The sequence below is a fragment of the Microbulbifer thermotolerans genome, from assembly GCF_900112305.1.
In the GTDB taxonomy this organism is placed as follows: Bacteria; Pseudomonadota; Gammaproteobacteria; order Pseudomonadales; family Cellvibrionaceae; genus Microbulbifer; species Microbulbifer thermotolerans.
The window spans coordinates 559,866-584,162 of sequence record NZ_FOKT01000001.1 but is presented as its reverse complement, the minus strand read 5'-3'; the positions used below and the strand labels follow the sequence as shown (position 1 = coordinate 584,162).

Below are 24,297 nucleotides of genomic sequence, written 5' to 3'. Positions count from 1 at the left end.
TGGCGTTTTTTTCGATCAAGCGATTGGAGGTCGTTTCGTAGTTGTAGCTGGTGTCCGCCTGGCTTTGATCCGTCTTGATCCAGGTTTTCTGCAGGCGATTGCCGACCGCGTCGTATTGGTAGCTCTTTTCACCTTCGACATAACCTTCATCCGTCAGCCGGTTTAGGGGGTCGTAGATATAAGCTCTGTCTTTGCCGGCATCCAGGTTATCGGCAATTCCGGTGATATTGTTGGCGAGATCATAGGTGTAGTATTCAGAACGGATATCACCGATTCCAGTGGCGGTTACCGTTTCCAACCTTCCGTCCAGGTCATAGGTGTAGCTCTGGGTGATGCCGTTGCCGTAACCCATGGATGCAATACCGCCGTAGGGGTGATATTGGATATTGCTGACGATGGTCTGGGTGGTGGCTTGTGCATTATCTTTAGTGGTGATGGCACTGATGCGACCTAATGCATCGCGACTATAGGTGACGCTGCGGCCAGATGGGTAGGTAATGCCGACAACGCGCCCCATTGTGTCGTAGCTATATTCGGTACTGAAGCTCCAACTGGCAATGGCATCTTCCTGCTTGGTAATTCGGCCCAGGTCATCGTAGGTGATTGTCGTTGAACCCGAGTCGTTGCTGTAGCCAGTGAGACGGCCGATACCCTTGTTTCCATTTTCAGTGCTGTCGTAGGTGAACAGTGCATTTTCGTTGGGATTCCCAGGGTAGCTGATTGCTGTTAGGCGATTCAGTGCATCATAGCTGTAGTTGGTCACGATGCCTCTGGCATCAGTGCGCTTTTTGAGATTGCCGGCCTGGTCGTATTCGTAGGTGGTAACACCAGTATCCGGGCTGGTGAGTTTGGTCAGGTTGCCGGAGAAGTCGTACTCATAGCTGGTGGTATTACCGCGTTGGTCTGTAACGGATTTGATACGATCGGCACTGTCGTAGGTGTAGTGAATCTGGTTGGTGACGGCATCGGTAATGGTTTTAACCCGACCTAGAGCATCGCGCTCTTCAACCGTTGTATTCTGATTACCGTCCGTAGTGGAAATACGCTCACCGTTCTTATTGTAAGCGATAGACGTATTCTGCCCATTATTCCCATTTACGTCGATCAGGCGACCCAGCTCATCGTAGCTGCGACTGACGGAACGTACCAATGTTGTACCGTCAGCGGAGAAGACTTTTTCTTCTTTTATATTACCAGCGGCATCCAGGATATATTCCACGCGTTCACCGAGGGTGTTTGCTATTGCCGTTAGGCGGTGTGCAGCATCGTACTCGAAAGTAACGTTGGAACCGTCCGGGTATTCGATATTGGTGAGCTGTCCTACAGCATCGTAAGTGTAGGTGGTTACCAAGTCACCCTTTTCAGCTTTCACCGTGGCAGTTTCCATCCAGCCGCGTGCTGTGTAGGTGTAATGAGTCTGCAAACCATTCGCGTCCTGCACTTTTGTCGGACGTCCGGCGGCGTCATATTCCAGGATGGACTCCTCTTGCCCCAATGCGTTGGTCGTTTTAATTAAACGGTTATTTTCATCATATTCATAGGTCGTAATATCGGAAACATCGGTACGTGGCCCATCGACAGTTTCGAGTTTTCCCGCCGTGGTATAGGTGTAGGACCAGTTCTGTTCCGCAATAGCCGCATTGGTTCCGTGAATTACCAACAGACTTATTGCCCCAGCAACAAATGATTTAGTGAAGCGCATATCAAATCCTTGAAATTTTCCCCTTAATTATCCGTAAACGACACAAGCCGACGTGTTCATCGCCTCTTATGGACTCGCTACAGGTGTCACTTTCCGCCCCATAAGGCGACCTGAGCTATCGTAGCTGTATTCAGTAATACTCTCCGGTGTGGTGATTTTTACCGGAAGATTGAACTCAGAATGCCATTCGGTGAGGATTGTACGCGCCTCAGGTGTACCGGCAGCCTCGGTGCGAGAGAGTTCCCGGCCGAGGTTGTCACGCGTGTAGGTGGTGAGATTCCCTTCCCAGTCAGTTTCACTTGCGATAAATCCGTTATCATCGTAGGTGTAAGCTTTATTTGCCGCTGCGCAATTGGCCGATGCCACCCCTTCAATTTCAGTGATTAGCTTAACGCCGTTCACCTCTGTGTAGTGATAAGTGGTCTGTTTGCCCAAGGCATTTGTTAAACGCCTTGTATTGGCATCTACATAATCCACTTCGACCGAGTCAGCTCCACCATTGTGTTCGGTGCGAATTGCCCGCCCCTGCTCATCGTAGACGAATGTGCTAAATACATTGCCAGACTCATCGGTAACACCGGTCAACGCATTGGGGAAGCGGCTGTCTTCGTAGAGAAATACCCGCTGCGGATTGTCACTGCCCGGGAAAGTAATGGATTGCAGCAAGCCGTTGGCGTTGTAGGCGAAGCCATAAACGGTCCCGTCGTTGCGGGCGATCTGACTCAGATTTCCATCGGTGTAGTCCAAAGTGATACTGTTACCGTTATCATCGGCTATGGACTCTTGATGCACACCTTCCCCATCATAGGTGTAGGTAATGCCCTGCCCTTGTTCATTCTCTACTCGTAGAATACGTCCAGCGGTATCGTACTTCTCGATACGACCAGCGACTTCCAGCGTCCAACCCATGTGCTCTTGATTTTCATCGAACTCCTTACTTACGCGCCAGTCGCGATTGGCCAAGGCAACAAAAATGCCACCTTCATCTGCAAAATGCAGATCACTTCCATCAGGGCGATAAGCAATCAGTCGCTCCGTATCACCATCAGGGAGTGTGTAATACGCCAGGAAGTAGCTGTGATTGTGGCGCCAGTGCTCACTGGAGCTGCCGGTATATTCTTGAGTGGGATCTTTATCGAGCGGCAGGGAAATCGGTTGCTCGTCATCTGCTAACGGCTGTTCAGTATGTACTGCTGTCTCACCAGACACTCCAGCCCCAACACTGTAACCGGCACCTGTTTTCTGATGATTGCCAAAACTATTGTAAAGCCATGAGAAAGTCAGGGGAAAATCACCATTGGCTTCAAAAATCGTCTCCCGTTGCAATTTATGACCCGAGAGAAAGTTAATTGGATTGCCGGCCAAGTTATCACAACCTTGACGCTCTGGTGGTGCAACGCAGTCCCGCGCGGTATCGTCCCAGGGTTTATCTGCCGGGCATACCTTTTCACATAGCCCACTAGATTCATTCCAAATTGTTGGAGGCTGACATTCAGGTGGTTCAGACGGGTCGCTGGGGTCATCTGGTTCCGGCTCTTCATAAGTAATTGTCATGCTGTCAGCAGCACTGCAGCTTCCCGCACTCCCTGTGACCGATAGAAAGTTTTCCCCTGGCTGTAAAGTAACAGCAACACCACGACTTTGAAGAAAGCTTACTGCCGCTGTGAAAGACCCTGAATAAGAAAAAAACACATAGCAACCCCATACAGTCGGAACAACTTATATAATAGCCTTGTTAAAATTAGGCTCAAAAAAATCCCCACAACCAAAAAATTTATATTTGCAAGAAAAAATCACCTAAATTTTATGATAAATATTTTCCCAAAAAATTAGCCAATGGAGTTCTGATTAATTCTCTCTACGAAAAAACATTCTTTAACTACAGGCGAGAATCTCAGATTGTGGGATTAAGACGTCGAAGCACTTATCCTATTGTCTGAGGATACCGATGCCGACTACAGAACCTATGTAAATTATTTAATTTAGGGTGCCGCTACAGTCGCATCAAAGCGATCTTAGGGAACCTCTGATTAATTCGCGTGAACGCTTTGGTCAGTTCCGTGGCGCTCAGGCAATAGGATGGCCATTTCGAAAACGCACGAGTACTTCCCTGTAGCTCCGACGGATACCTCCCTGTATCCGACGGTTTCGAAATGGCCATCCTATCACCTGAGCTTCTCATCTAGCTCCAAAGAATTTTTACCGTCAGGAAGCGAATTAATCAGAGGTTCCTTAGACGTATTTTCTGGAGCAACTCTGAGTAAAGGCCGACTCAATGCCCAACATTTTTTGAATAAAGATTGAGCACTATAACACCGGCAATAATCAACCCCATACCGATTATCGCGGGTAGGTCCGGGACTTGCTTGTAAACCACTGCGCCCGCAATACCCACCAGCACAATCCCCAAACCAGACCAGATTGCATAGGCCACCCCCACTGGGAGGGTACGAAGTACCAGTGTCAACATATAAAAAGCCGTGCCATAACCGATTGCAACAATCAGGGTGGGAATCGGCTTGGTAAATTGCTCGGAGGCTTTTAGCGCAGTGGTGGCCGCCACTTCAGCGATAATTGCTATGGCCAGGTACAGGTAGGCTGATTGCATTTTATATATCACTCAATCAATAAGAACAGAGGCCGGAAGGCCTCTATTCTTTACAGATTGTTAAGGATAGGAATAACTGGCTTGCAGCCCCAGTGGAATACCCAGGGACCAGTAGATCACTAAAAACACAGACCAGCAAAGCAGAAACACCAGTGAATAAGGCAGCATCATGGATACCAATGTGCCGATACCCGTGCTCTTCACATAGCGTTGACAGTAAACCACCACCAGTGGGAAATAAGGCATCAGCGGGGTGATGATATTGGTAGAGGAGTCCCCCACGCGGTAGGCGGCTTGGGTCAGGTCTGGAGAGAAACCAATTTGCATCAGCATTGGTACAAAAATGGGCGCCAACAAGGCCCATTTGGCAGATGCGGAGCCGACAAACAGGTTGACGAAGGCCACCAGCAGAATAATGCCCATTATGGTGACCGGCCCCGGCAGGTTCATGGCCGCGAGCAGGTTGCCACCTTCCACCGAAAGCAAGGTTCCCAACCCGGAGCGGGCGAACTCTGAGATAAATAGCGCGCAGAAGAAGACCATTACGATGTAATAAGCCATGGAACTCATGGTCTTGGACATGGCGTCAATCACGTCCTTACTTGTTTTAAACGTGCCGGCCATATAGCCGAATACCACGCCGGGAATAACAAACAGCAGGAAGATCAACGGCACAATGGACTTCATCGCCGGCGCACTGAACGAGGCCAACTGCCCCTGAGCATCGCGCATGGCGGACGTTTCCGGCAGCATCCAGGCCACCAGGGTGACGATACCAGCCGCCATCACCACCAACGCCAGATAGAGCGCTTTCTTTTCGCGTCCACCGAGGCCGTGCATCACTGGCATGTCTTCTTCGTCGCCGTCAATGGCGACCTTTTTCAGGCGCGGTTCCACAACCTTGTCTGTCAGCCACCAGCCCAACAAGGTGACCAACAGGCAAGAGGCCGATGTAAAAAACCAGTTGTTGAGCGGGTTTACCTGTACCTGCGGATCAACAATTTGTGCCGCCGTCTGGGTAAAGCCTTGCAGTAATGGGTCTATAGCGGAAGGAACAAAGTTGGCGGAAAAGCCGCCAGACACACCGGCAAAGGCGGCGGCAATACCGGCCAGCGGGTGGCGTCCAGCAGCATAGAAAATAACCCCACCCAACGGAATTACCAATACATATCCGGCATCTACGGCAGTGTGGCTGACAATTGCCACCAGGATCAGCATGGGAGTCAGCAGCATCTGCGGTGTAACGGCAAGCAGCTTTTTCAGTACCGCATTGATAAAACCGCTGTGCTCAGCCACCCCCACCCCGAGCATGGCCACCAACACCACTCCGAGAGGGGCGAAGCCGGTGAAGGTTGTCACCATACTGGAAAGGAAGCGGGCAAGTTCATCTCCGGAAAGGAGGTTGGTCACCTGTATTGCCTCGCCAGTGGCTGGATGCACAGTGCCGAAACTGACCCCCGATAGAAGCCAGGACAACACCCAGATAATGACCATCAATGCGAGGAACAGCACTGCGGGGTCCGGCAGTCGGTTGCCCACCACTTCTATAAAATTGAGCGCTCGGTCAACCCAGCCACTTTTGGCGGCGGCGTTGTCAGAGGGATTGGGATTTGTCGGTGTTTTGTCCATGTCAGATCCCTGTTGTTATTAGTCTTAATTATAGAAAGGGCCCAAAGCCGCGATCAGTCTTTGTAAGTCCAACCGCAACCGTGGGCCACTGGGGAGCCGGAAATTGTCAGCCTATTTTTCGAATACCTACCGCGTGGCGCAGCTGCTCGATAAAAGGCGCAGCATAAGCGCGGGCTTTCTCAGCGCCCTTCTCTAGTTCCACTTCAATCTGCGCCGGGTTTGCCAGCAGCTCATAGTAACGCTCGCGCGCCTCGGCAATCTGGCCGTTGATCAGCTCGAAGAGCTGGCGCTTGGCCTCGCCCCAGGCAATGCCCTCCTCAAACGCCTTGCGCATTTCCGCAGTCTGTTCCTCGCTGGCAAACGCCTGCCAGATCTGGAATACGGTGGATGTGTCCGGGTCTTTCGGCTCACCCGGCTCCAGCAGGTTGGTTTTGATCTTGTTGATATGCTTCTTCAGCTGCTTCTCCGGCAGGAACAGAGGAATGGTGTTGCCGTAGCTCTTACTCATCTTGCGGCCATCCAGGCCCTGCAATACAGCCACATGATCGTCCACTACCGCCTCTGGCAGAACAAAGTAATCACCGTAGTGATGATTAAAACGCTGGGCGATATCGCGGGCCATTTCGATATGCTGCACCTGGTCCCGCCCCACCGGTACCTTGTTAGCATTGAACATCAGGATATCCGCGGCCATCAGAACCGGGTAGCTGTAAAGCCCCATGGTTATACCGAAGTCAGGGTCCTCACCCTCGGCCCGGTTGGCGTCCACCGCTGCCTTGTAGGCGTGGGCGCGGTTCATCAGCCCCTTGGCGGTCATGCAGGTGAGCAGCCAGGTCAGTTCGGGAATTTCATGGATATCGGACTGGCGATAGAAAACCACATTGTCAGTATTCAGTCCGAGAGCCAGCCAGGTGGCGGCTATCTCCATGGTGGACTGGTGTACCTTCTCAGGCTCCTGGCATTTGATCAGTGCGTGATAGTCGGCCAAAAAGTAGAAGGACTGGTTTTCCTCTTGCTGACTGGCGGCAATAGCGGGGCGGATAGCGCCCACATAGTTACCCAAGTGAGGAGTTCCGGTAGTCGTAATGCCGGTCAGTACGCGCTGCTTAGTCATAAATCCTTCGTGATCCGTGCTGCATATTGGGGAAATGAAAGGCGAATAATAACCTTTTAACGGCCCCGATTGTATGGGACCGCTCCGCACCCCAGACCAGCGAGCAGTTCACGGTAAGTACTTGTCAGGCTCGCCCAACTAAGCGCGGTCACATCTGGAATATCAAACTTCTCACCACCTGCGACGCGATCGGCACACTGGCGCATAGCCTCGCACAAGTTGGCCGCACAGACATCCACCTTCTCGGAAAACGGATAACCGCCACGTCCAAACCACTCTGGGTAAGCCAGGCTGTCCGGCACCAGGGGCTGACAACCGGCAGCCACCGCTTCCAAGACCGCCAGCCCCTGAAAATCGTGGCGCGCGGTGGAGAGCACCGCGTGGCTCCTGCGCAGCAGGCGCCGGTAATCCGCCGTCTGCGCTTGGTAACCCCAGGCTCCCAGCGCGTCATTCTCCCGCAACAGATCGCGAATCTGCGCGAACTCCGGTGGCTCGCGGCGGAACTGCTGGCCCACCAAGTGCAGTGTAAAAGGCCGCTTGTGCTTGGTAAAAAGGCGCAGCGCCGCCAATAAAATATCCGGCCCCTTGTCGTACTCCCAGCGGTGATTCCATATGAATGTCGGCCTGTCCGGGCGTTTTTCCGCTTCCACAAATATGTCCGTTTCCAGTGGCACCGGCAGCACCCGTGACTTACCCTCTATCTCTGTACAGAGATCCGCGGGCACACAGTCCGGAAAGCGCTTGAGCAGCGCCGCCGCCCCCTGGATCAAGGTGCGGCGGTTGTATTCGGAGTTGAACAGCAGCAAGTCGCCCGCCAATGCCGTGTAGATATTCAACAATTGGGGTTCCACGGACTGAAAAGCTTCCGGGCTTTGCGGATAGGCGAATTGATTTTCGTGGAAATAAACCGCAGTGGGAACGCGGGCAATCTCCGGCACCAGGCCGCGCAGAGCCGCCAAATCGGTCATGGAGGTGGCAAGGATCAAATCCCAGGGGCCGCGCAGTGTTTCCTGCGCATCCCCCCTGCCCCAGCTCAGGCTGTTACCACGGATGCGCCAGCTGAAATAGCGCGGCGGCAGTGTGAGTACCGTCCACTGCCATTCCGGTATCGCGGACACTAAACCTCGGCGCCAGCGCTTATGGCTGTCGGCGTCGTATGCAGATAACAACAGGACTTTCATTGCTTATTGCGGCGCGATTGCACTGCTCCCCTGCGACAGAAGGGATACAGGCCCCTTCAGTCAAATGCGCGCAGGTTCATCAGCCGCGCGAACAGGCTGGAAGTATCCCAGCGGCCGCCACCCAGCGCCTGCACTTCACTGTAGAACTGATCCACCAATGCGGTAACCGGCAGCAGGGCGCCGTTGCGCTGCGCCTCACTCAGTACTATGGCCAGATCCTTGCGCATCCAATCCACCGCAAAGCCGTGCTCATAGTCACCGGCGAGCATGGTTTGGTAGCGATTTTCCATCTGCCAGCTCTGTGCCGCGCCCTTGGAGATAACCTTGATAACCTGCTCCGCATCCAGCCCGGCGGCCTTGGCAAAATGCAGCCCCTCCGCCAGCCCCTGCACTACGCCGGCGATGCAGATCTGATTGACCATTTTGCACAACTGGCCACTGCCTACCGGCCCCAGCAGCTCCACGGCGCGCGCGTAACAGTCAATCACGGGTCTGACGCGCTCGAATTCGGCCGCTTCACCGCCCACCATCACCGTCAGCACACCGTTCTCGGCACCGGCCTGGCCGCCGGATACCGGCGCATCCAAAAAGCCGATACCTTTTTCTTTTCCAACTGCGGACAGTTCGCGGGCCACATCGGCAGATGCGGTGGTGTGATCGACAAACAGGCTTCCGCCGGTCATTCCGGCGAAGGCCCCCTGCTCACCCGCCACCACTTGGCGCAGGTCATCGTCATTGCCGACGCAGGCGAAGACAATTTCGGCGTCTCGCGCGGCATCCGCAGGGGTCGCGAAAGCCTCGCCGGAATAGTCCACCAGCCACTGTTGTGCGCGGCTAGCGGTGCGGTTGTATACCCGCACTCGGTGGCCCGCCTTGGACAAGTGGCCGGCCATCGGGTAGCCCATAACGCCCAGACCCAAGAATGCGACTGTTGCCATGTTCCCACTCCTGTTTTCGATAAGGTGGTGTAACCGGGGCTCTCGCCTCACCAGCAAGAAAAGAGCCGTATTTCGCGTAGCGGAATTTATCCGACAATCATCCAAATCAACGCAGCGCCCAACAACAGACGGTAGATCGCGAAGGGGGCCATACCGATACGGTTAATAAACTGCAGGAAAAAATGGATACAGAGATAAGCGCTAATACATGAGAGCACGGTACCCAGCACCAATTCAGACCAGGGTACCTGCTCCAGAGACAGCAGGTCGAACGTCAATAACAGGGCACTGAGGGCGATCACCGGAATCGACATCAGAAAAGAGAAACGCGCGGCCGCTTCGCGCTTCATACCCAGCATCAGGCCAGCGGTTATGGTAATGCCCGATCGGGAAGTGCCGGGAATCAAAGCCAAGGCCTGGGCCATGCCGATCCACAAGGCTCTTTTCCAATTCAGCTGCGCCAGCGCCTGAGTACGCGCACCGCGCACATCAGCCCACCACAGTAAGATTCCAAATCCGATGGTAGTAGCGGCAATCACGCTCGCGTGGCGGAGATGTGATTCAATAAAATCCTTGAAGGCAAGCCCGGCCAGACCGGCGGGGATCGTAGCCAGCACAATCAACCAGGCCAGTCGTCCCTCGTCCGTATAGCGGTTGTTCACCAGCCCTCCGAGCCCATCGCGCAGCAGTGCCCAGACATCGCGACGGAAATACACCACCACCGCAATCAGAGAGCCGAAGTGTACCGCCACATCGAAAGCCAGCCCCTGGTCGGGCCAGCCCAGTACCTCCGTGGGTAGAATCAGGTGAGCCGAGCTGGAGATGGGCAGGAATTCGGTCAGCCCTTGTATCAGAGCCAAAGCCACTATCTGAAAGAGTTCCATAGGCGCGCCAGTGTTACTTCGAGCGGATTTTTTGCCGTTTTTGCCAGGCGACTTCATCGCGCAGGTACAGCGGCTCGAGATCCTCCGCCGCCACGGCGGCACCGCTTTGCCACAGCGGCAGCGCCAGTTCGGCAATATCCCGCGCATGGATTTCTGCCTCCACCAGCACTTCCGCTACCGGCACCTGCGCCAGTTCCGGGTAATGCCAGCCCGCGCCCGCCCCGTACACTGGCGTTGGCAGGCTGGATTGCGCCAAGCGCTGTGCCATCTGCTGGGGATCCTGTACCGCCTCTGGCCAGAGGCTTGCATTGGGCGCATCGGCGGTATAGACACCCCAGTAGACTTGCTGCATGCGCGCATCCAGCGCAGCGACAATGGGCGCAGCGTCCCAGTGTGGCTGCTCTCTGCGCACACCGGCCGCCAAAGCGGCCAGACTGGAAACCGGCAGCACCGGCTTATCAGCTGCAAAAGCCAGCCCCTGGGTACAACTGATGGCAATGCGCAAGCCGGTGAAAGAGCCGGGGCCACGGCCCACCGCGAGGGCATCCAGCTGACTGAGCGATACCCCAGCTTCCCCGAGTACTTGATCGATCATGGGCAGTATCCGGCGGGTATGGTCCCGCTCAGCCCGTACAAACTGTTCGCTGGTGTGTCCGTCGCAGTGCAAGGCAACGGAACAAGCGCCGGAGGTTGTGTCCAGGGCAAGGATTTTCACAATAAACTCTATCGATTGCCGCAAAGGAGCGCATTGTGTCACGGTCACGGCGGCGAGTCATGTAGGGCACGCCCTAAAAGAAAACCCCCGGCCAGGCCGGGGGTTCAAAGGATCGATTGGCTATTGTTGCTTGGGCGGACGACCTCTGCGCGCCACTTTCTTCGGTGGGCGGCCCCGCCGGGCAGCCGTTTTCTTTACCGCGGCCTTTTTCGGGCGACCCGGACCAGCCTTCTTGACTGCCGCTTTCTTTGGACGCCCCGGCCTTTTCTTCGCCGCTTTTTTCGCTTCAGCCTTGGCTTTGGCTGCGGCCTTCTTCTCCAGCGCCTTGACTTTGGCAGCAGCTTTTTTGGCAGCAGCTTTTACCTTGGCTTCAACTTTTTTCTCCGCGGCCTTTATCTTTTTGATGTTGGCTTTAGTCCTGGCCTTCATCCAGCGGGTCTCAAAAGCTTGCAACGCGGCCGCCAGGTCCTGTTCCGCCTTGGTGGAGAGGTTCTCGGCCATTTCTGCAATTTTCTGCTTGGCCGTTTCCTCTACCTGACGCACCGTATCCATCGCTTTCGCCTTGGCCAGATCTAACCTTGCCGACGCGACCTTGGCGCGCAACTCTTTGGCTCTGGCACTGGCGTTACTCAGGGCGTTTTTGGCCGTGGCGGTATTGCTCTTCTGAACCCTGGCCCGCGCTTTGGCAACACGGTCCAACTGCGTATCCAGTGCCGCGGTGGCCGCTTCCACTGCTTTCTGTGCTTTCGCGACTAGCGGTGATATATCCGACGCAGCCTTGACGCTCACTGTGCGTTTCGCCCGCACCTTCCTTTTTGCTACTCGTGCCATCCCTCTCTCCTCTCTGAGATAAGAAGAAGTACATCCAAAAGTGTATTGGCGATATCGCCATTGCGCTGCTTATTAAAGCAGTTCCGGAGACAATTCTGGATGTTTCCGGAGTGCGCTGCACCCCTTAAGGGACCTCTGATGAGATGCAACTGTATCTAAGTTAATAAAAAAAAAGCGCTTTGCAAGAAAAAATGCAAAAAAAGAGAAGTTTTTATTAAAAATTTGCACTTTTTACCCGCTGTCACACTTTGGAGAGGCACCGCCGCAAGAGGTGAGAAATAATCACTGCGCCTTTCACGCGGAGCTGCAACTGTTCGGCAGCTGCTCCTGAACAATTGCCGCAAGTGCCTCGATATGGTCACCGCGCAAGTTTAACGCGGGGATATAGTGATACGCCTTTCCGCCTGCCTGGAGAAAATTAGCGCGATTCTCCACCGAAATTTCCTCCAGGGTTTCCAAACAGTCGGCGGAAAATGCCGGGCAGATGACGTCGACGCTGGTAACACCACTCTTCCCCCATTCCATCAGTGTCCTGTCGGTATACGGTTGCAGCCATTCCGCCTTGCCAAAGCGGGACTGGAAACTGAACTGCCAGCGGTCATCTTCCAAGCCCAACTCTGCGGCCAGGTGCTCCGCGGTTTCTTGGCACTGCTGGTAATAGGGGTCCCCCTTTCGAATATTGGCTTTGGGGATACCGTGGAATGACAGCAGCAACTTTTCCGCCGCGCCGCGTTTTTCCCAATGCTCCCGCACCGAGTTGGCCAGGGCACGGATATAGAGGGGGTGGCGGTAATAATCGCGAATGACTCTAATATCGGGAATATCCCGGTTGCGGCGAAAGATGTGCGCCACTTGATCGTAAATGGGCCCAGTCGTGGTTGCGGAATACTGCGGGTAGAGAGGAAAAACAATAAAAGAGACAAAACCTTCTCTACGCAAACGTTCAATTACCGTCTGCAGACCCGGTTCACCATAAGTTACTGCGTGGCTGACAGTGATATCCGGACGCTCTTCCGCCAACCGCGCCTGCAACAGCTCCGCCTGGCGGCGGGTGTAATAAAGCAATGGAGAACCTTTTACAGGCTCGCCGTCAACGCTGCTATCCCAGATTTGTGCATAGGCCGGCGCTATGCGCCGCGGGCGCAATGGCAAAATGAAGCCGTGCAAAATCGGCAGCCACAGGGGACGGGGGATTTCCACTACGCGGGAGTCCGAAAGAAAATCGCGCAGAAATTTCCGCACTGCCGGCGCAGTGGGTTCCAGCGGCGTTCCCAGATTCATCAAAATCACAGCTGTGGACATAACTTGCCCCCCATAAGTATTTCGAAAAGGGAAATAGTACCTGTCATCAAAAAGCGAAATATAGCCACCAATTGGCTGGAAACGCCCCATGCAAAAAAGGCCCCCATCAGGGAGCCTTTTTCGCTATCTCGCCAGTTCAGGATCAATCCAGAGCGGCGATGACTTTTTCGCGGATTTCATCCATGGAACCCACCCCGAGCACCTTGCTGTATTTCGGTGCACTTTCAGGGCTGCGCTCCGCCAGCTCGCGATAGAAGCCTACCAGCGGCTCCGTCTGCTCGTGGTATACAGCCAAGCGCTTGCGCACGGTTTCCTCGGCATCATCACTGCGCTGGATCAGCGGTTCACCGGTGACATCATCCAACCCTTCTTGCTTGGGCGGATTGTAGACAAGGTGGTATACGCGCCCGGAACTCTCGTGTACACGGCGGCCGGACAGACGCTTGACGATTTCCTCATCGTCCACGGCGATTTCCAGCACGTGGTCGATGCCGACATCCGCGTCCAGCAACGCCTGCGCCTGGGGAATGGTTCGGGGAAAGCCGTCGAACAGGAATCCGTTGGCGCAGTCCGGCTCGGCAATCCGCTCCTTGACCAGGGCGATAATCAGATCGTCCGAAACCAGCTTGCCGGCAGCCATGATGTCCTTGGCCTGCAAGCCCAGGGGCGTGCCAGCTTTAACCGCGGCACGCAACATGTCGCCAGTGGAGATCTGCGGAATGCCGAACTTCTCTGTAATAAACTGAGCCTGAGTCCCCTTGCCGGCCCCCGGCGCCCCCAAGAGAATGATTCGCATAGTCAAGTCTCCCCAGAAATGTCGGCGGATCAGAGTCGACACACGCATCAAGTCCCGCCGCGCCAAAAGAGCGCTACCTTACACGCTGACCCGAAGAAGGGCAAGGCAGATAAAGCAACCGCCAGGGGCGAAATCCTGTAGTAAAACTACCAGCTAAGCTATGGGAAACAAGCCATCGCAACCTGAATCGGGGGCCAGACATCCATGAAAATCGCCATCTACAATGCCCGGCGTTATGACAAGCAGTACTTCGACAGCTTCAACCGCCAATTCGACCATGAACTGCACTATATCGACACCCATTTGGACAGCGATACTCTGATTTTAAGCGACGGTGCCGAAGCTATCTGTGTCTTTGTCAACGACCCGGTTCAGAGACCGCTGCTCGAAAAGATGCGGAATCAGGGGGTGAAAATGCTCGCGCTGCGCTCCGCCGGCTTCAATCACGTGGATATCCGCGCAGCCAACGAGTTGGGCATAGTGGTGGCCAATGTGCCCGGCTATTCCCCCTATGCCGTGGCGGAACACGCGGTGGCAATGATTCTGTGTCTGGTCCGCCGCCTGTTGCGCGCCCACGCGCGGGTACACGAAGGTAACTTCTCCCTTGAAGGGCTGATGGGGTTCGATCTGCACGACAAAACAGTGGGAATTGTCGGTACAGGCAAAATTGGCACCGTCTTCGCGCACATTATGCACGGCTTCGGTTGTCGGCTTCTGGGGGTTGATCCTGTGGAAAGCCGCACTTGCCGGGATCTCGGAATGCACTATGTATCTATGGAAACACTGTGCCGCCAATCGGACATCATTTCCCTACACTGCCCTCTGGTGCCCTCGACCAAGCATCTGATCAACGACGACACCATTGCCGAGATGCGTGACGGCGTCTGCCTGATCAATACCTCCCGCGGTGCGATTATCGATACCGCCGCGATTATCCGCGCGCTCAAGCGGGGGAAAATCGGCTACCTGGGACTGGACGTGTATGAAGAGGAAGAAGATCTGTTTTTCGAAGACCACTCAAACAGCGTACTGAACGACGATGTCTTCGCGCGCCTGCTGACATTCAACAATGTATTGATCACCGGCCACCAGGCTTATTTCACTCGGGAGGCAGTCACCAATATCGCCCGGACGACCCTGGCGAATGTGACTGAATTCGAGCAGACGGGCAGTTGTGCAAACCAGCTGGTAGCGCCCAAATAATACCGTTTTGAATCAGGCCTTTTGATTTTCAGCCCGCTTGACGCGCTGCCAAAGCTGATCCAATTCCTCCAGACTGGCATCCGCCACGCGGCGGCCCTGTTTTTTCAGACTTGTCTCCACCGCATTAAAGCGGGTCTCGAATTTACGGTTGCACTGGCGAAGCGCCGTTTCCGGGTCCACCTTAAAATGGCGCGCGGCGTTGACACAGGAAAACAACAGGTCGCCCAGCTCCTCCCGTGCACTTTCAGAGTCCCCGCTTTCCACCGCTTCACGCAATTCGGCAATTTCCTCTTCGATCTTGTCCAGCACACCGCTGATATCATGCCAGTCAAAGCCGACGTTGGCCGCACGCTTTTGAAGTTTGGCGGCACGGGTCAATGCCGGCAGCCCCAGGGCCACGCCGTCTAGCGTACCGCTTTCGCCCTTGGCACTGCGCTCGGCGGCCTTGATGGCCTCCCAATTCGCTTTTACTCCATCTTCGTCTGTTACTCCGCCGCGGTTGTCTCCATAGAGTTCGCCGCTTGGAAAGACGTGCGGGTGGCGCCGCAATAGCTTGCGCACCAGCGTGTCGACGATTGCAGAAAAATCAAAGTGACCGGCCTCCCGGCCGAGCTGCGCATAAAAGATCACCTGAAACAGCAGGTCGCCGAGCTCTTCGTGCAGGTGGTCGTAGTCTTCCGCCTCTATCGCCTCGGCGACCTCGTAGGCCTCTTCGATGGTAGAAGGGACGATAGTGGCAAAGCTCTGTTTTCTGTCCCAGGGGCAACCGCCATCCGGGCTGCGCAGCCGAGCCATCAAATGGAGCAGATCTTCGATGCTGTATTTTTCCCGCCGCATAAATTTATCCGTGTTTCGCCACCGGAGTCAGTGCAGTATCCGCCGCCGCGCCGAAGCCACATTGGGTAGCTGGTTGATCCTGTGCAGCACGCGGGACAACTCCTCGAAATTACGGATTTCCGCAGTCAGCACCATGTCCACCGTATGCTTCTGTTTGTTGGTGCGGGTCTGCATTGCGGTCACATTAATACGCTGGTTGTCGAGCATGGTGGTGATGTCGCGCAGCAGGCCGTGACGGTCGTAGGCCTCGATCATTATCTCCACCGAATAAACTTCCTTGGGTTTCTTGGCCCACTCTACTTGCAATACCCGCTCGGATTCTTCCGCCTGCATACGCAGCATGTTGGGGCAGTCCTTGCGGTGAATGGAAACACCGCGGCCGAGCGTGATGTATCCCATAATGTCATCGCCCGGCACCGGATTACAGCAGCGGGCGATATGGGTTAACAGGTTTCCGACCCCATTGATGTAAACATCCGCTTTGCCCTCACCTCGCGCGACCGGCGCAGTGAGGGACGGCACGGGCTCCACCTTGTCAACCTGCACCATACGTTGTGCCGCGTTGAGCACCTGTCCCACACCGATATCCCCTGCCCCGACAGCGGCGTAGAGGTCATCCAGCGATTGCATGTTCAGTTTTCTGGCGAGCTGTTCGAAGTCGAAATCGATCAACGCCAATTGCTTGAATTCCCCGTCGAGAATACTGCGACCATCGGCGATATTCTGGTCGCGGGCCTGCTGTTTGAACCAGTGGATGATTTTGGCGCGGGCGCGGGAAGTGGTGATATAACCCATTCCCGGGGAAAGCCAGTCGCGACTCGGCGCCTCGCGCTTGCCAGTAAGGATTTCCACCTGGTTGGCCGTCTGCAGTTCGCAGTTGAGCGGCACTATGCGCCCGTCCACCTTGGCGCCGCGGCAGCGGTGGCCGATTTCCGTATGGATCTTGTAAGCGAAATCCAACGGCGTAGCCCCACGCGGCAAGTCCACCACGTGGCCGTCCGGGGTAAACACATAAATGCGGGTGTCGGCATCGCTGCGCAAATCATCCTGCAGGGGATTGCCGCCCACTTCCTCGTGCCAGTCGAGTACCTGCCGCAGCCAGGCAATCTTCTGCTCGTAGCCGTCCTGGCCCTGCGGATCGCGGTCAGTACCCTTGTAGCGCCAGTGCGCGCAGACACCGTATTCCGCCTCCTCGTGCATGGCGAAAGTGCGTATTTGCACCTCCAGCACCTTGCGTTCCGGGCCGATCACCGCGGTGTGCAGCGAGCGGTAGCCGTTTTCCTTGGGAGAGGCGATGTAATCGTCGAACTCGTTGGGAATGTTGCGCCACAGGTTGTGCACTATACCGAGCACTGCATAGCAATCGCGCACTGTGGGCACTAGTATGCGCACGGCGCGAATATCATAGACCTGGGAGAAACCGATATTCTTGCGGCGCATTTTGCGCCAAATGCTGTAGATATGCTTCGCGCGGCCAAAGACCTCGCCCTGAATTCCCGACCGTTCCAGCTCTCCGCGCAGCAGCTCCAAAACTTGGTCGATATATTTCTGCCGGTCCAGGCGTTTTTCATCGAGCAGCCGGGCGATCTGCTTGTAGTCGTCCGGCTCCAGGTAGCGGAAAGAGAGATCTTCCAGCTCCCACTTGATGTGCCCGATTCCCAGCCGGTGCGCCAGCGGCGCGTAGACATCGGCTACTTCGCGGGCCACCCGCCGGCGCTTGGCCGGCTCGGCATTTTTCGCCGCGCGGATGGCACAGGTGCGCTCGGCCAGTTTAATCAACGCCACGCGCACGTCGTCCACCAGGGCTACCAGCATGCGGCGGATATTTTCCGAGTGCTCGCCCACCGCAGCACTCTGCCCTTCAGAGCCGGTGTCGGCGGTGCGGCTGCGGATGGCGGCCATGCGCAGGACTCCGCGGATCAGCTTGGCCACAGTTTTGCCAAAGGTGTCTTCGACCACCTTCAGTTCCAGGCGCTTTTCCCGCACCGCGCGGTAGAGTACCGCCGCGCACAGGGCCTCGGCATCGATCTGCAGCTCGGCGAGTATCTCGGCCATTTCCAGGCCCGTGCGGTAGCTGCTGGCCCCCTCGGCCCAGATATTCTCCGCGGCGATAGCCCGCTTCTCTGCCTCAGCGCTCATATCCGCGGCCTGGCGCAGTGTTACCAGCGCGCCGCCCTCCAGGCCGGCGAGCGTCTGGATATGGCGCAGCCAAGCCTCCAGATCCAGCTCTCCGTCACCGCCCAGGGAGTGGTGTTTTCTTACTTGAACCATTGCTTAGCTGGGTTTCCGGTCAAACAGCCCCGAGGACAGATATCTGTCTCCGCGGTCACAAACAATGGCAACGATTATGGCATTTTCAACCTCCGCCGACAGGCGCAGGGCCCCGGCGACGGCGCCACCGGAGGAAACACCACAAAAAATGCCCTCCTCCCGTGCCAGGCGGCGCGTCATCTCCTCGGCCTCGGACTGGGCCATATCGATTACCCGATCCACCTCTTCGGGCACGAAAATCTTCGGCAGGTAGGCCTCGGGCCAGCGGCGGATACCGGGGATACTGGAACCTTCGGTCGGCTGCAGACCGACAACCTGGATATCCGGGTTCTGCCGCTTGAGATAGCGCCCACAGCCCATAATGGTGCCGGTGGTGCCCATGGAGGAAACAAAATGCGTGATGCGTCCACCGGTCTGGCGCCAGATCTCTGGCCCCGTGCCTTCAAAGTGTGCCTGTGGATTGTCATCGTTGGCAAACTGGTTCAAAACCAGGCCGCGCCCTTCCGCTTGCATTTGCAATGCCAAGTCCCTCGCCCCCTCCATGCCGGCCTCGGCGCTCACCAGAATCAGCTCGGCACCGTAGGCGGTCATCGCTGCCTTGCGCTCTTCGGTGGCGCTCTCAGGCATGATCAGGATCATACGATAGCCTTTAATGGCCGCGGCCATGGCAAGGGCTATGCCGGTGTTGCCACTGGTGGCCTCGATAAGGGTGTCACCGGGCGCGATCTGGCCGCGGGCCTCGGCCCGGGTGATCATCGACAGGGCCGGCCGGTCCTTGACCGAGCCGGCTGGGTTGTTCCCCTCCAGCTTGAGCAGAATCGTGTTGCTGGTTTCGCCCTGCAGGCGTTGCAACCGCACCAGCGGCGTATTGCCTACGCAATCGGCAATCGTGGGGTAATCCATAGTCGGTCCAAAGCCAAATCAGAAAGTTGGGCATTCTACCCGCCTGGCGAAGTGCTGCGAACCTCGACGCCAGACTTATTCGTCAGTTCGATGGCCCGCCAGCATCGTCTTCTGGTCCGGCTAAGGCTTTGCAGACAGTGGACCAGCAACACGGATTATGGCGCCATGCCGGAGCATATTGGAATTATTTTCCTCAACTGGACCAATATTGCGTCCATAAAAGCAACACCAATGCATTATTTGGAATGGAGGCGTACAATCGCGCAAAAATACAACACCACTGCTCACCTTACACCATGGCCGCCCCGACGCTTCCCCAGCCGACACAGGATTTGCCGCCCGCTCTGCGCTCCCTGCGCTCGATTCTATTTCGCTTCACCGTGGCGCCAGCATTGGCGCTGGCGCTGATACTCGGCGTGGTGTTCACACTGCAGCAGATGCACGACCGCCGCCAACTACTGCTGAGCCACGGCCGCGCCAGCGCCGAGCAACTGGCAGAGTTGATCGAACTATCCGGAGGTCAACCGGCGAAGCTACGTATGGAGTGGCTGCACCGCAGCCTGCTCGCGCTGACGCTGGAAAAAGACATGGTACGTTCGGTACAGATTTATTCTTCCGAGGCGGCTGCGGGCAAGCCCCTGGACCCGGATACCGGCCTGCGCCTGCTGGCGGGCGTAGGTCCGCGGCCAAGGGAGCGAATCTCCGCGCGCGACATACACGGCCGCGAGGCCTTTATCTTCGAAACGCACGAGAGTCTGCAGATACTGCAACCGCTCAGAGGTGAAGTACCCAGCTGCTGGATCGCCATTGAATTGCACCGCCCCTATTTCCTGGTAGGCACCTACCAGGTGGTATTGATCGGCCTGCTGGGTCTGATAGTTTGCACTTTAGCGGCATTCGTATGGTCGATCTTTCTGTCCGAGCGCTTCGCCCACAGCCTGGCCCGCCTGGGAAAAATCATCGAGGCCATAGGGCTCGGCCAGTTCGACAAGCGGGCGGAGGAAACAGACACCCGAGAACTAAATGTACTGGCGCAACAAATCAACGAGATGGCGGAGAAGCTGTCGGCCCACCAGGAGGAGTACAAAGCCAGCCTGCTGCAATCGATGGAGGACCTGCGCCAGTCTCTGGACAGTATGGAAGAGCAAAACATCGAGCTGGAGCTGGCACACAAAAAAGCGCTGGAGGCGAGCCAGATTAAATCCGACTTCCTCGCCAACACCAGCCACGAGATACGCACGCCGCTCAACGGTATTATCGGTTTTACCAACCTGCTGCTGAAAACCGCTATCGACGAATTGCAACAGGATTATCTGCAGACCATTCTCCGCTCGTCGGAAAACCTGCTCACCACCATTAACGATATCCTGGACTTCTCACGCATCGAGTCCGGCAATCTGGTGCTGGACCACATTCCCTTGGACCTGGGCCAACTGCTGGAAGAGACGCTACAGATTCTCGCGCCCTTCGCGTACGAACATCACCTGGAGCTGGTGCCTTTGATCGACACCCAGTTGCCACAAACCCTGGTGGGCGATCCGCTGCGCATCAAGCAAATACTGACCAACCTGGTGGGCAATGCGGTGCGCAGCTCCGAGCACGGCAATATCCCCGTGCGGCTGAGTGTGCAAAACAACAAAGACTCTGAACTGATGGTCCGCATCAGCGTCACTGACCTCGGCAACCGCATTGACGAAGAGCGCCGCCGCGAGCTGCAACAACTGCTGGGCGGCAAAGGCCGCGAACAGGGCCGGCAAATCAGCTCCAGTGGTCTCGGCCTCGCCATCGCCCGCAGTCTGGTGGAACGGATGCGCGGCAGTATCGGTATAGACGAAGCCGCCGGCGGCGGCTGTACCTATTGGGTACATCTGCCGCTGCTGCTGGAACGCAACCGTACCCTGCTGGTGCGCGAGCGTTTCCCCGGATGCCGCATACTGATTGCCGACCCCAACCGCATGACACGCACCCAGGTGGCCCAGCTGCTGAAATACTGGGAGGTCGCCGCTATCGAACTGGCGGATACGGACACCCTGCAACCGGCCATAGAGCAGATGTGGCGCCACGACGCCCTACCCGACGCAGTGATCATAGACACCGCAATCGCCGCCCCCGGCGACACTAGCGACAGAGGAGATTTCGAGCTGTTCGTGGAGACCGTCCAACAGTTGGTGGACACCTACCAGTGCCGGGTCATCGTGCAGGGGTCCCCGGTGGAACTGCGCCGCTGCTACGAACAGCTGCGCACACGAGTGCTCACTTTCCTGGGCAAACCGGTCACGCGGGACAACCTGCTACGCGCCCTCAAGCGGGTGGCACCACAGCAGAGCCCAAATCAGAGTCGCGCCAACGGAATCCATTCCATCCCCCCCTGGCGCACGGCGCCAAGAATTCTGGCTGTGGACGACCACCAGGCCAACCGCCTGCTGGTCAGCGAGTTGCTGCGCACTCAGGGCGTGGAGGCGGCGCTTGCCGCCAGCGGCGGGGAAGCGCTCGAGCTGTGGCAGCGGGCGCGAGACCAAGGGGAACCGTTTGACTTAATCTTCATGGACATCCAGATGCCCGGCATGGACGGCTTAGAAGCCACGCGCCTCATTCGCGAGAGAGAATCAGAGTCGCAGGATTACAGCGCCCGTATTCCAATTATCGCCCTGACCGCGCACGCGGGCGCAGAGGAAAAGGCGAGACTGCTGTCCGCCGGCCTGGACGACTACCTGAGCAAACCGGTGAGCGAAACGCAGCTATCTCACATGATCAAGCGCTGGATGAAGATTCTGACTCCGGCCGCCCCCCAAAAGCAAAAGCCCCCCAGCCACCGCTTGGTGGATATCGGCAAAAGCTTGCAGCTCAGCAACAACAGCGCCCACCTGGCGCGGGACATGCTGAAGATGCTGATCAAGGGACTGGTTGCCGATGAGCGGGAGTTGAACCGCCTGAATGCCGCCGGCGACCACCGAGGGCTGTTCGAGCTGGTACACCGAATCCACGGCGGCTGCTGCTATTGCGGTGTGCCGCGCTTGCAAGAGGCCACCAAACGGCTACAGGAGGAACTGCGCCCGTTGTGGAAGCAGAAAACTGCGGAGATCAATCAAGACAGCGTGGAAGCAGTGGTGCAGGAAATACGCGCGCTGCGAGAATGGGCTTCGGAGCAAAATCTGGACGTGCTGTTCGGACTCGATGACAGCGCCGGGGAGCAGGCGGAACTTCCCATTGAAGTCCCCTCTCCCGCCCCTGAAAAAGCCGCAACAGGGACACATCCCCCCTGATCACCGGCTTTCGAAAACGGCAAAGGCCAGCGCGAAATCTTTTTCATCCGACAAACTGAGATGGATGCGCTCCACCCCCATGGCATCGGCACGCACTTTCGCCTCGCCGGAGAGCACCACCTCCGGCGCCTCGCCGCGGCAGCGCCGAACCTCCATATGCTGCCAGGAAATGCCGGCACCAATTCCGGTACCCAGTGCCTTGCCCAGCGCTTCCTTGGCGGCAAAGCGCTTGCAAAGATAGGCGGCGCGGTTGGCAACCGCCAGCTCGTAAAAAGCCCGCCGCTCACCCGCAGACAGTACGCGCTCGACAAAACGGTCGCCGAACCGGCGCCAAGCCGATTCGATGCGGGACAGGCTGCAAATGTCGGTGCCGATACTGACAATCATGATTCCAGATCGTGGTTGCTACGATATACCTGTTTAAAAAGCTCTCGACTGGCAAGCGGCCGGTCTCCCAGCAGCGGTGCCAGCAGGAGGCGAGTCAGGCGCTTGGCGGTCACCAGCAGTTCCGGGGCAAATTTCCCGTCCTGCACCGCCCGCTCCAATGCCAGCAGTTCGGCACCGGAAAATTCACAAGCACCTGCCTGCCCCGCGCGGTAAACCGGGACAAAGCCGCTTTCATTCTCCAACCGGTAACAGGCCTCCGCGCTGACAGGCGCCATACTGTGGGCGCAATAGCCTAGTTGCGGACAGCTGCCGAGGTTTTGCAACACATGCAGTTCAAAACGCCGCAGCGGCGCCTCCAGCTGGTCGCTGCTGTCTCCGGGCAGAGCCGCCAGGTCTTGCAACAGCACCTGGTAGCTGGCGAATATCTCATACTGTGCCTCTCCCGCGGCCAACAGGCGCAGGAGCAACTCGTTGGCATATAGACCTGCGTAGACAGCCCGACCTTTCAGCCACAGGGCACAGCCGCTGTTTTCCACGCTCCCCAAAGTCTTGAGGTCACCGCGACCGAGCAGGCCAACCAGCAGTGGCACGAACGGCTGCAGAGACTGTGTGCGGCGCTGTTTGTCCCGCCGCGCGCCCCGCGCAACGCAAGCAATACGGCCGTAATCCGGTGTCAGCAGCTCCAAAATCAGACTGGAGTCCCGGTAGGGGCGCGAGTGGAGAATGTAGGCGGGTTGTAGTGGCTGCGGTTTCATACCCTGCGACGCAGTCCGCCTTATTCATCCCGGTAACCGAGACTGCGCAAAGCCCGCTCGTCATCGGACCAACCGGATTTCACTTTTACCCACAAATTCAGCATGATCTTGCTTTCAAACAGGCGCTCCATGTCCTGCCGCGCCTGGGTGCCTATCTGTTTGATACGTTCACCCTTGCTGCCGATAATGATGCGCTTCTGCCCGGAGCGCTCCACCAAAATGGCGGCGCTGATATGCAGAATTTTGTCTTCTCGTACAAACTCTTCCACTTCCACGGTGACTTCATAGGGCACTTCCGCACCCAGTTGGCGCATGATCTTTTCACGCACGATTTCAGCGGCAAGGAAACGGGAGCTGCGATCGGTGATCTGATCCTCGGGAAATAGGTGCGGGCCCTGCGGCAGGTGGCGCAGTATCACTTCTTCCAGCGCATCGAGATTGACGCCCCGCAGCGCCGATACGGGCACGATTTCTGCTCCGGGATGACGCTCCGCCAGCGCCTGCAGTTGCGGCAGCAACGTGCTCTTATCCTCCAGCTGATCGACCTTGTTCACCGCGATAATCAACGGACACTTAATACCGCTCAGCTTGTCGGCAACCAGCTGATCCCCCTCGGTCCAGCGAGCGCGCTCCACAACAAAGACCACCGCGTCCACATCCCGAGCGGCACTCGTGGCGGCGCGGTTCATATAGCGGTTGATCGCCTTGTCCTGTCCACTGTGGAGCCCCGGCGTATCCACAAACACAATCTGATCCGCCCCCTCGGTCTTAATACCGAGCATATTGTGACGGGTGGTCTGCGGCTTGCGCGAAGTGATCGCCAGCTTTTGTCCCAGCAGGTGGTTGAGCAAAGTGGACTTTCCCACATTGGGGCGGCCGACGATGGCGATATAACCGCAGCGGGTGGGTTGTTGGTTCACGAAAATACCTCTGGTGGGAAAGCGCGGATTACACCGGCACATGTTACCCCGGCAGCCC

The 24,297-nt window shown here is 56.7% G+C and carries 20 protein-coding genes; 2 read left to right on the top strand and 18 right to left on the bottom strand.

Annotated features, from left to right (window positions below; all coding sequences use genetic code 11):
• The 12 genes from BM155_RS02550 to adk all read right to left on the bottom strand — a co-directional run.
• The coding region (locus BM155_RS02550; protein ID WP_175487739.1) for an RHS repeat protein at positions 1–1,660 on the bottom strand (1,660 nt) is incomplete at its 3' end.
• A 108-nt stretch (positions 1,661–1,768) separates the two neighbouring features.
• Positions 1,769–3,394 carry a DUF6531 domain-containing protein gene (locus BM155_RS02545; protein WP_139223117.1) on the bottom strand — a complete coding sequence of 542 codons (1,626 nt, stop codon included), beginning with the start codon at positions 3,392–3,394 and terminating at the stop codon, positions 1,769–1,771.
• 580 nt (positions 3,395–3,974) lie between these two features.
• On the bottom strand, positions 3,975–4,310 hold the full coding sequence (locus BM155_RS02540) for a DMT family transporter (protein WP_074900960.1): 336 nt from the start codon (positions 4,308–4,310) through the stop codon (positions 3,975–3,977).
• 60 nt (positions 4,311–4,370) lie between these two features.
• On the bottom strand, positions 4,371–5,939 hold the full coding sequence (locus tag BM155_RS02535) for an AbgT family transporter (RefSeq protein WP_074900896.1): 1,569 nt from the start codon (positions 5,937–5,939) through the stop codon (positions 4,371–4,373).
• Positions 5,940–6,045: 106 nt separating this feature from the next.
• The gene (locus BM155_RS02530) at positions 6,046–7,053 is read right to left on the bottom strand and encodes a tryptophan--tRNA ligase (RefSeq protein WP_067152735.1); all 1,008 of its coding nucleotides are present in this window, start codon (positions 7,051–7,053) and stop codon (positions 6,046–6,048) included.
• A gap of 56 nt (positions 7,054–7,109) precedes the next feature.
• Positions 7,110–8,234 carry a tRNA-queuosine alpha-mannosyltransferase domain-containing protein gene (locus BM155_RS02525; RefSeq protein ID WP_074900894.1) on the bottom strand — a complete coding sequence of 375 codons (1,125 nt, stop codon included), beginning with the start codon at positions 8,232–8,234 and terminating at the stop codon, positions 7,110–7,112.
• Positions 8,235–8,290: 56 nt separating this feature from the next.
• Positions 8,291–9,172 carry an NAD(P)-dependent oxidoreductase gene (locus BM155_RS02520; RefSeq protein WP_074900891.1) on the bottom strand — a complete coding sequence of 294 codons (882 nt, stop codon included), beginning with the start codon at positions 9,170–9,172 and terminating at the stop codon, positions 8,291–8,293.
• 86 nt (positions 9,173–9,258) lie between these two features.
• Entirely contained in the window at positions 9,259–10,056 is a 798-nt protein-coding gene (locus BM155_RS02515) for an undecaprenyl-diphosphate phosphatase (RefSeq protein WP_067152728.1), read from the bottom strand.
• A gap of 13 nt (positions 10,057–10,069) precedes the next feature.
• The gene (gene tsaB / locus BM155_RS02510) at positions 10,070–10,771 is read right to left on the bottom strand and encodes a tRNA (adenosine(37)-N6)-threonylcarbamoyltransferase complex dimerization subunit type 1 TsaB (protein ID WP_067157595.1); all 702 of its coding nucleotides are present in this window, start codon (positions 10,769–10,771) and stop codon (positions 10,070–10,072) included.
• 120 nt (positions 10,772–10,891) lie between these two features.
• Positions 10,892–11,602, bottom strand: a complete 711-nt coding sequence (locus BM155_RS02505) for a hypothetical protein (RefSeq protein ID WP_074900888.1) — start codon at positions 11,600–11,602, stop codon at positions 10,892–10,894.
• Positions 11,603–11,896: 294 nt separating this feature from the next.
• Positions 11,897–12,904 (bottom strand): ferrochelatase, encoded by a 1,008-nt coding sequence (gene hemH / locus BM155_RS02500; RefSeq protein WP_074900885.1) that lies wholly within the window; start codon positions 12,902–12,904, stop codon positions 11,897–11,899.
• Between the two features lie 142 nt (positions 12,905–13,046).
• Positions 13,047–13,700 carry an adenylate kinase gene (gene adk / locus BM155_RS02495; protein WP_067152722.1) on the bottom strand — a complete coding sequence of 218 codons (654 nt, stop codon included), beginning with the start codon at positions 13,698–13,700 and terminating at the stop codon, positions 13,047–13,049.
• A 204-nt stretch (positions 13,701–13,904) separates the two neighbouring features.
• On the opposite strand from adk, the gene BM155_RS02490 reads away from it, so the two are divergent.
• On the top strand, positions 13,905–14,903 hold the full coding sequence (locus BM155_RS02490; RefSeq protein WP_067152719.1) for a 2-hydroxyacid dehydrogenase: 999 nt from the start codon (positions 13,905–13,907) through the stop codon (positions 14,901–14,903).
• A gap of 12 nt (positions 14,904–14,915) precedes the next feature.
• Here BM155_RS02490 and mazG read toward each other — a convergent pair whose 3' ends face one another.
• From mazG to cysM, 3 genes are read right to left on the bottom strand one after another with little or no spacing between them, the layout of a single operon-like run.
• A complete protein-coding gene (gene mazG / locus BM155_RS02485; RefSeq protein WP_074900883.1) occupies positions 14,916–15,740 on the bottom strand; it encodes a nucleoside triphosphate pyrophosphohydrolase in 825 nt (274 codons plus the stop codon).
• Positions 15,741–15,767: 27 nt separating this feature from the next.
• A complete protein-coding gene (gene relA, locus BM155_RS02480) occupies positions 15,768–18,011 on the bottom strand; it encodes a GTP diphosphokinase (protein WP_067152713.1) in 2,244 nt (747 codons plus the stop codon).
• Positions 18,012–18,014: 3 nt separating this feature from the next.
• Positions 18,015–18,914 (bottom strand): cysteine synthase CysM, encoded by a 900-nt coding sequence (cysM, locus tag BM155_RS02475; RefSeq protein WP_067152711.1) that lies wholly within the window; start codon positions 18,912–18,914, stop codon positions 18,015–18,017.
• Positions 18,915–19,159: 245 nt separating this feature from the next.
• Here cysM and BM155_RS02470 point away from each other — a divergent pair, with 245 nt between their 5' ends.
• Positions 19,160–22,177 (top strand): response regulator, encoded by a 3,018-nt coding sequence (locus BM155_RS02470; protein ID WP_254773084.1) that lies wholly within the window; start codon positions 19,160–19,162, stop codon positions 22,175–22,177.
• Here BM155_RS02470 and acpS read toward each other — a convergent pair whose 3' ends face one another.
• Genes acpS through era form a run of 3 tightly spaced genes read right to left on the bottom strand, consistent with a single transcriptional unit; the run spans position 22,178 to position 24,239 of the window.
• Positions 22,178–22,564: a holo-ACP synthase gene (acpS, locus tag BM155_RS02465; protein WP_083421054.1), complete on the bottom strand. Its 387-nt coding sequence runs from the start codon at positions 22,562–22,564 to the stop codon at positions 22,178–22,180.
• Complete coding sequence (gene recO / locus BM155_RS02460; protein ID WP_074900880.1) at positions 22,561–23,319, bottom strand: DNA repair protein RecO; 759 nt, start codon at positions 23,317–23,319, stop codon at positions 22,561–22,563. The genes acpS and recO overlap by 4 nt, the downstream gene beginning before the upstream one ends.
• Before the next feature lie 20 nt (positions 23,320–23,339).
• Positions 23,340–24,239, bottom strand: coding sequence for a GTPase Era (gene era / locus BM155_RS02455; protein ID WP_231902478.1), 900 nt, complete (start codon positions 24,237–24,239; stop codon positions 23,340–23,342).
• Between the last annotated feature and the right edge of the window lie 58 nt (positions 24,240–24,297).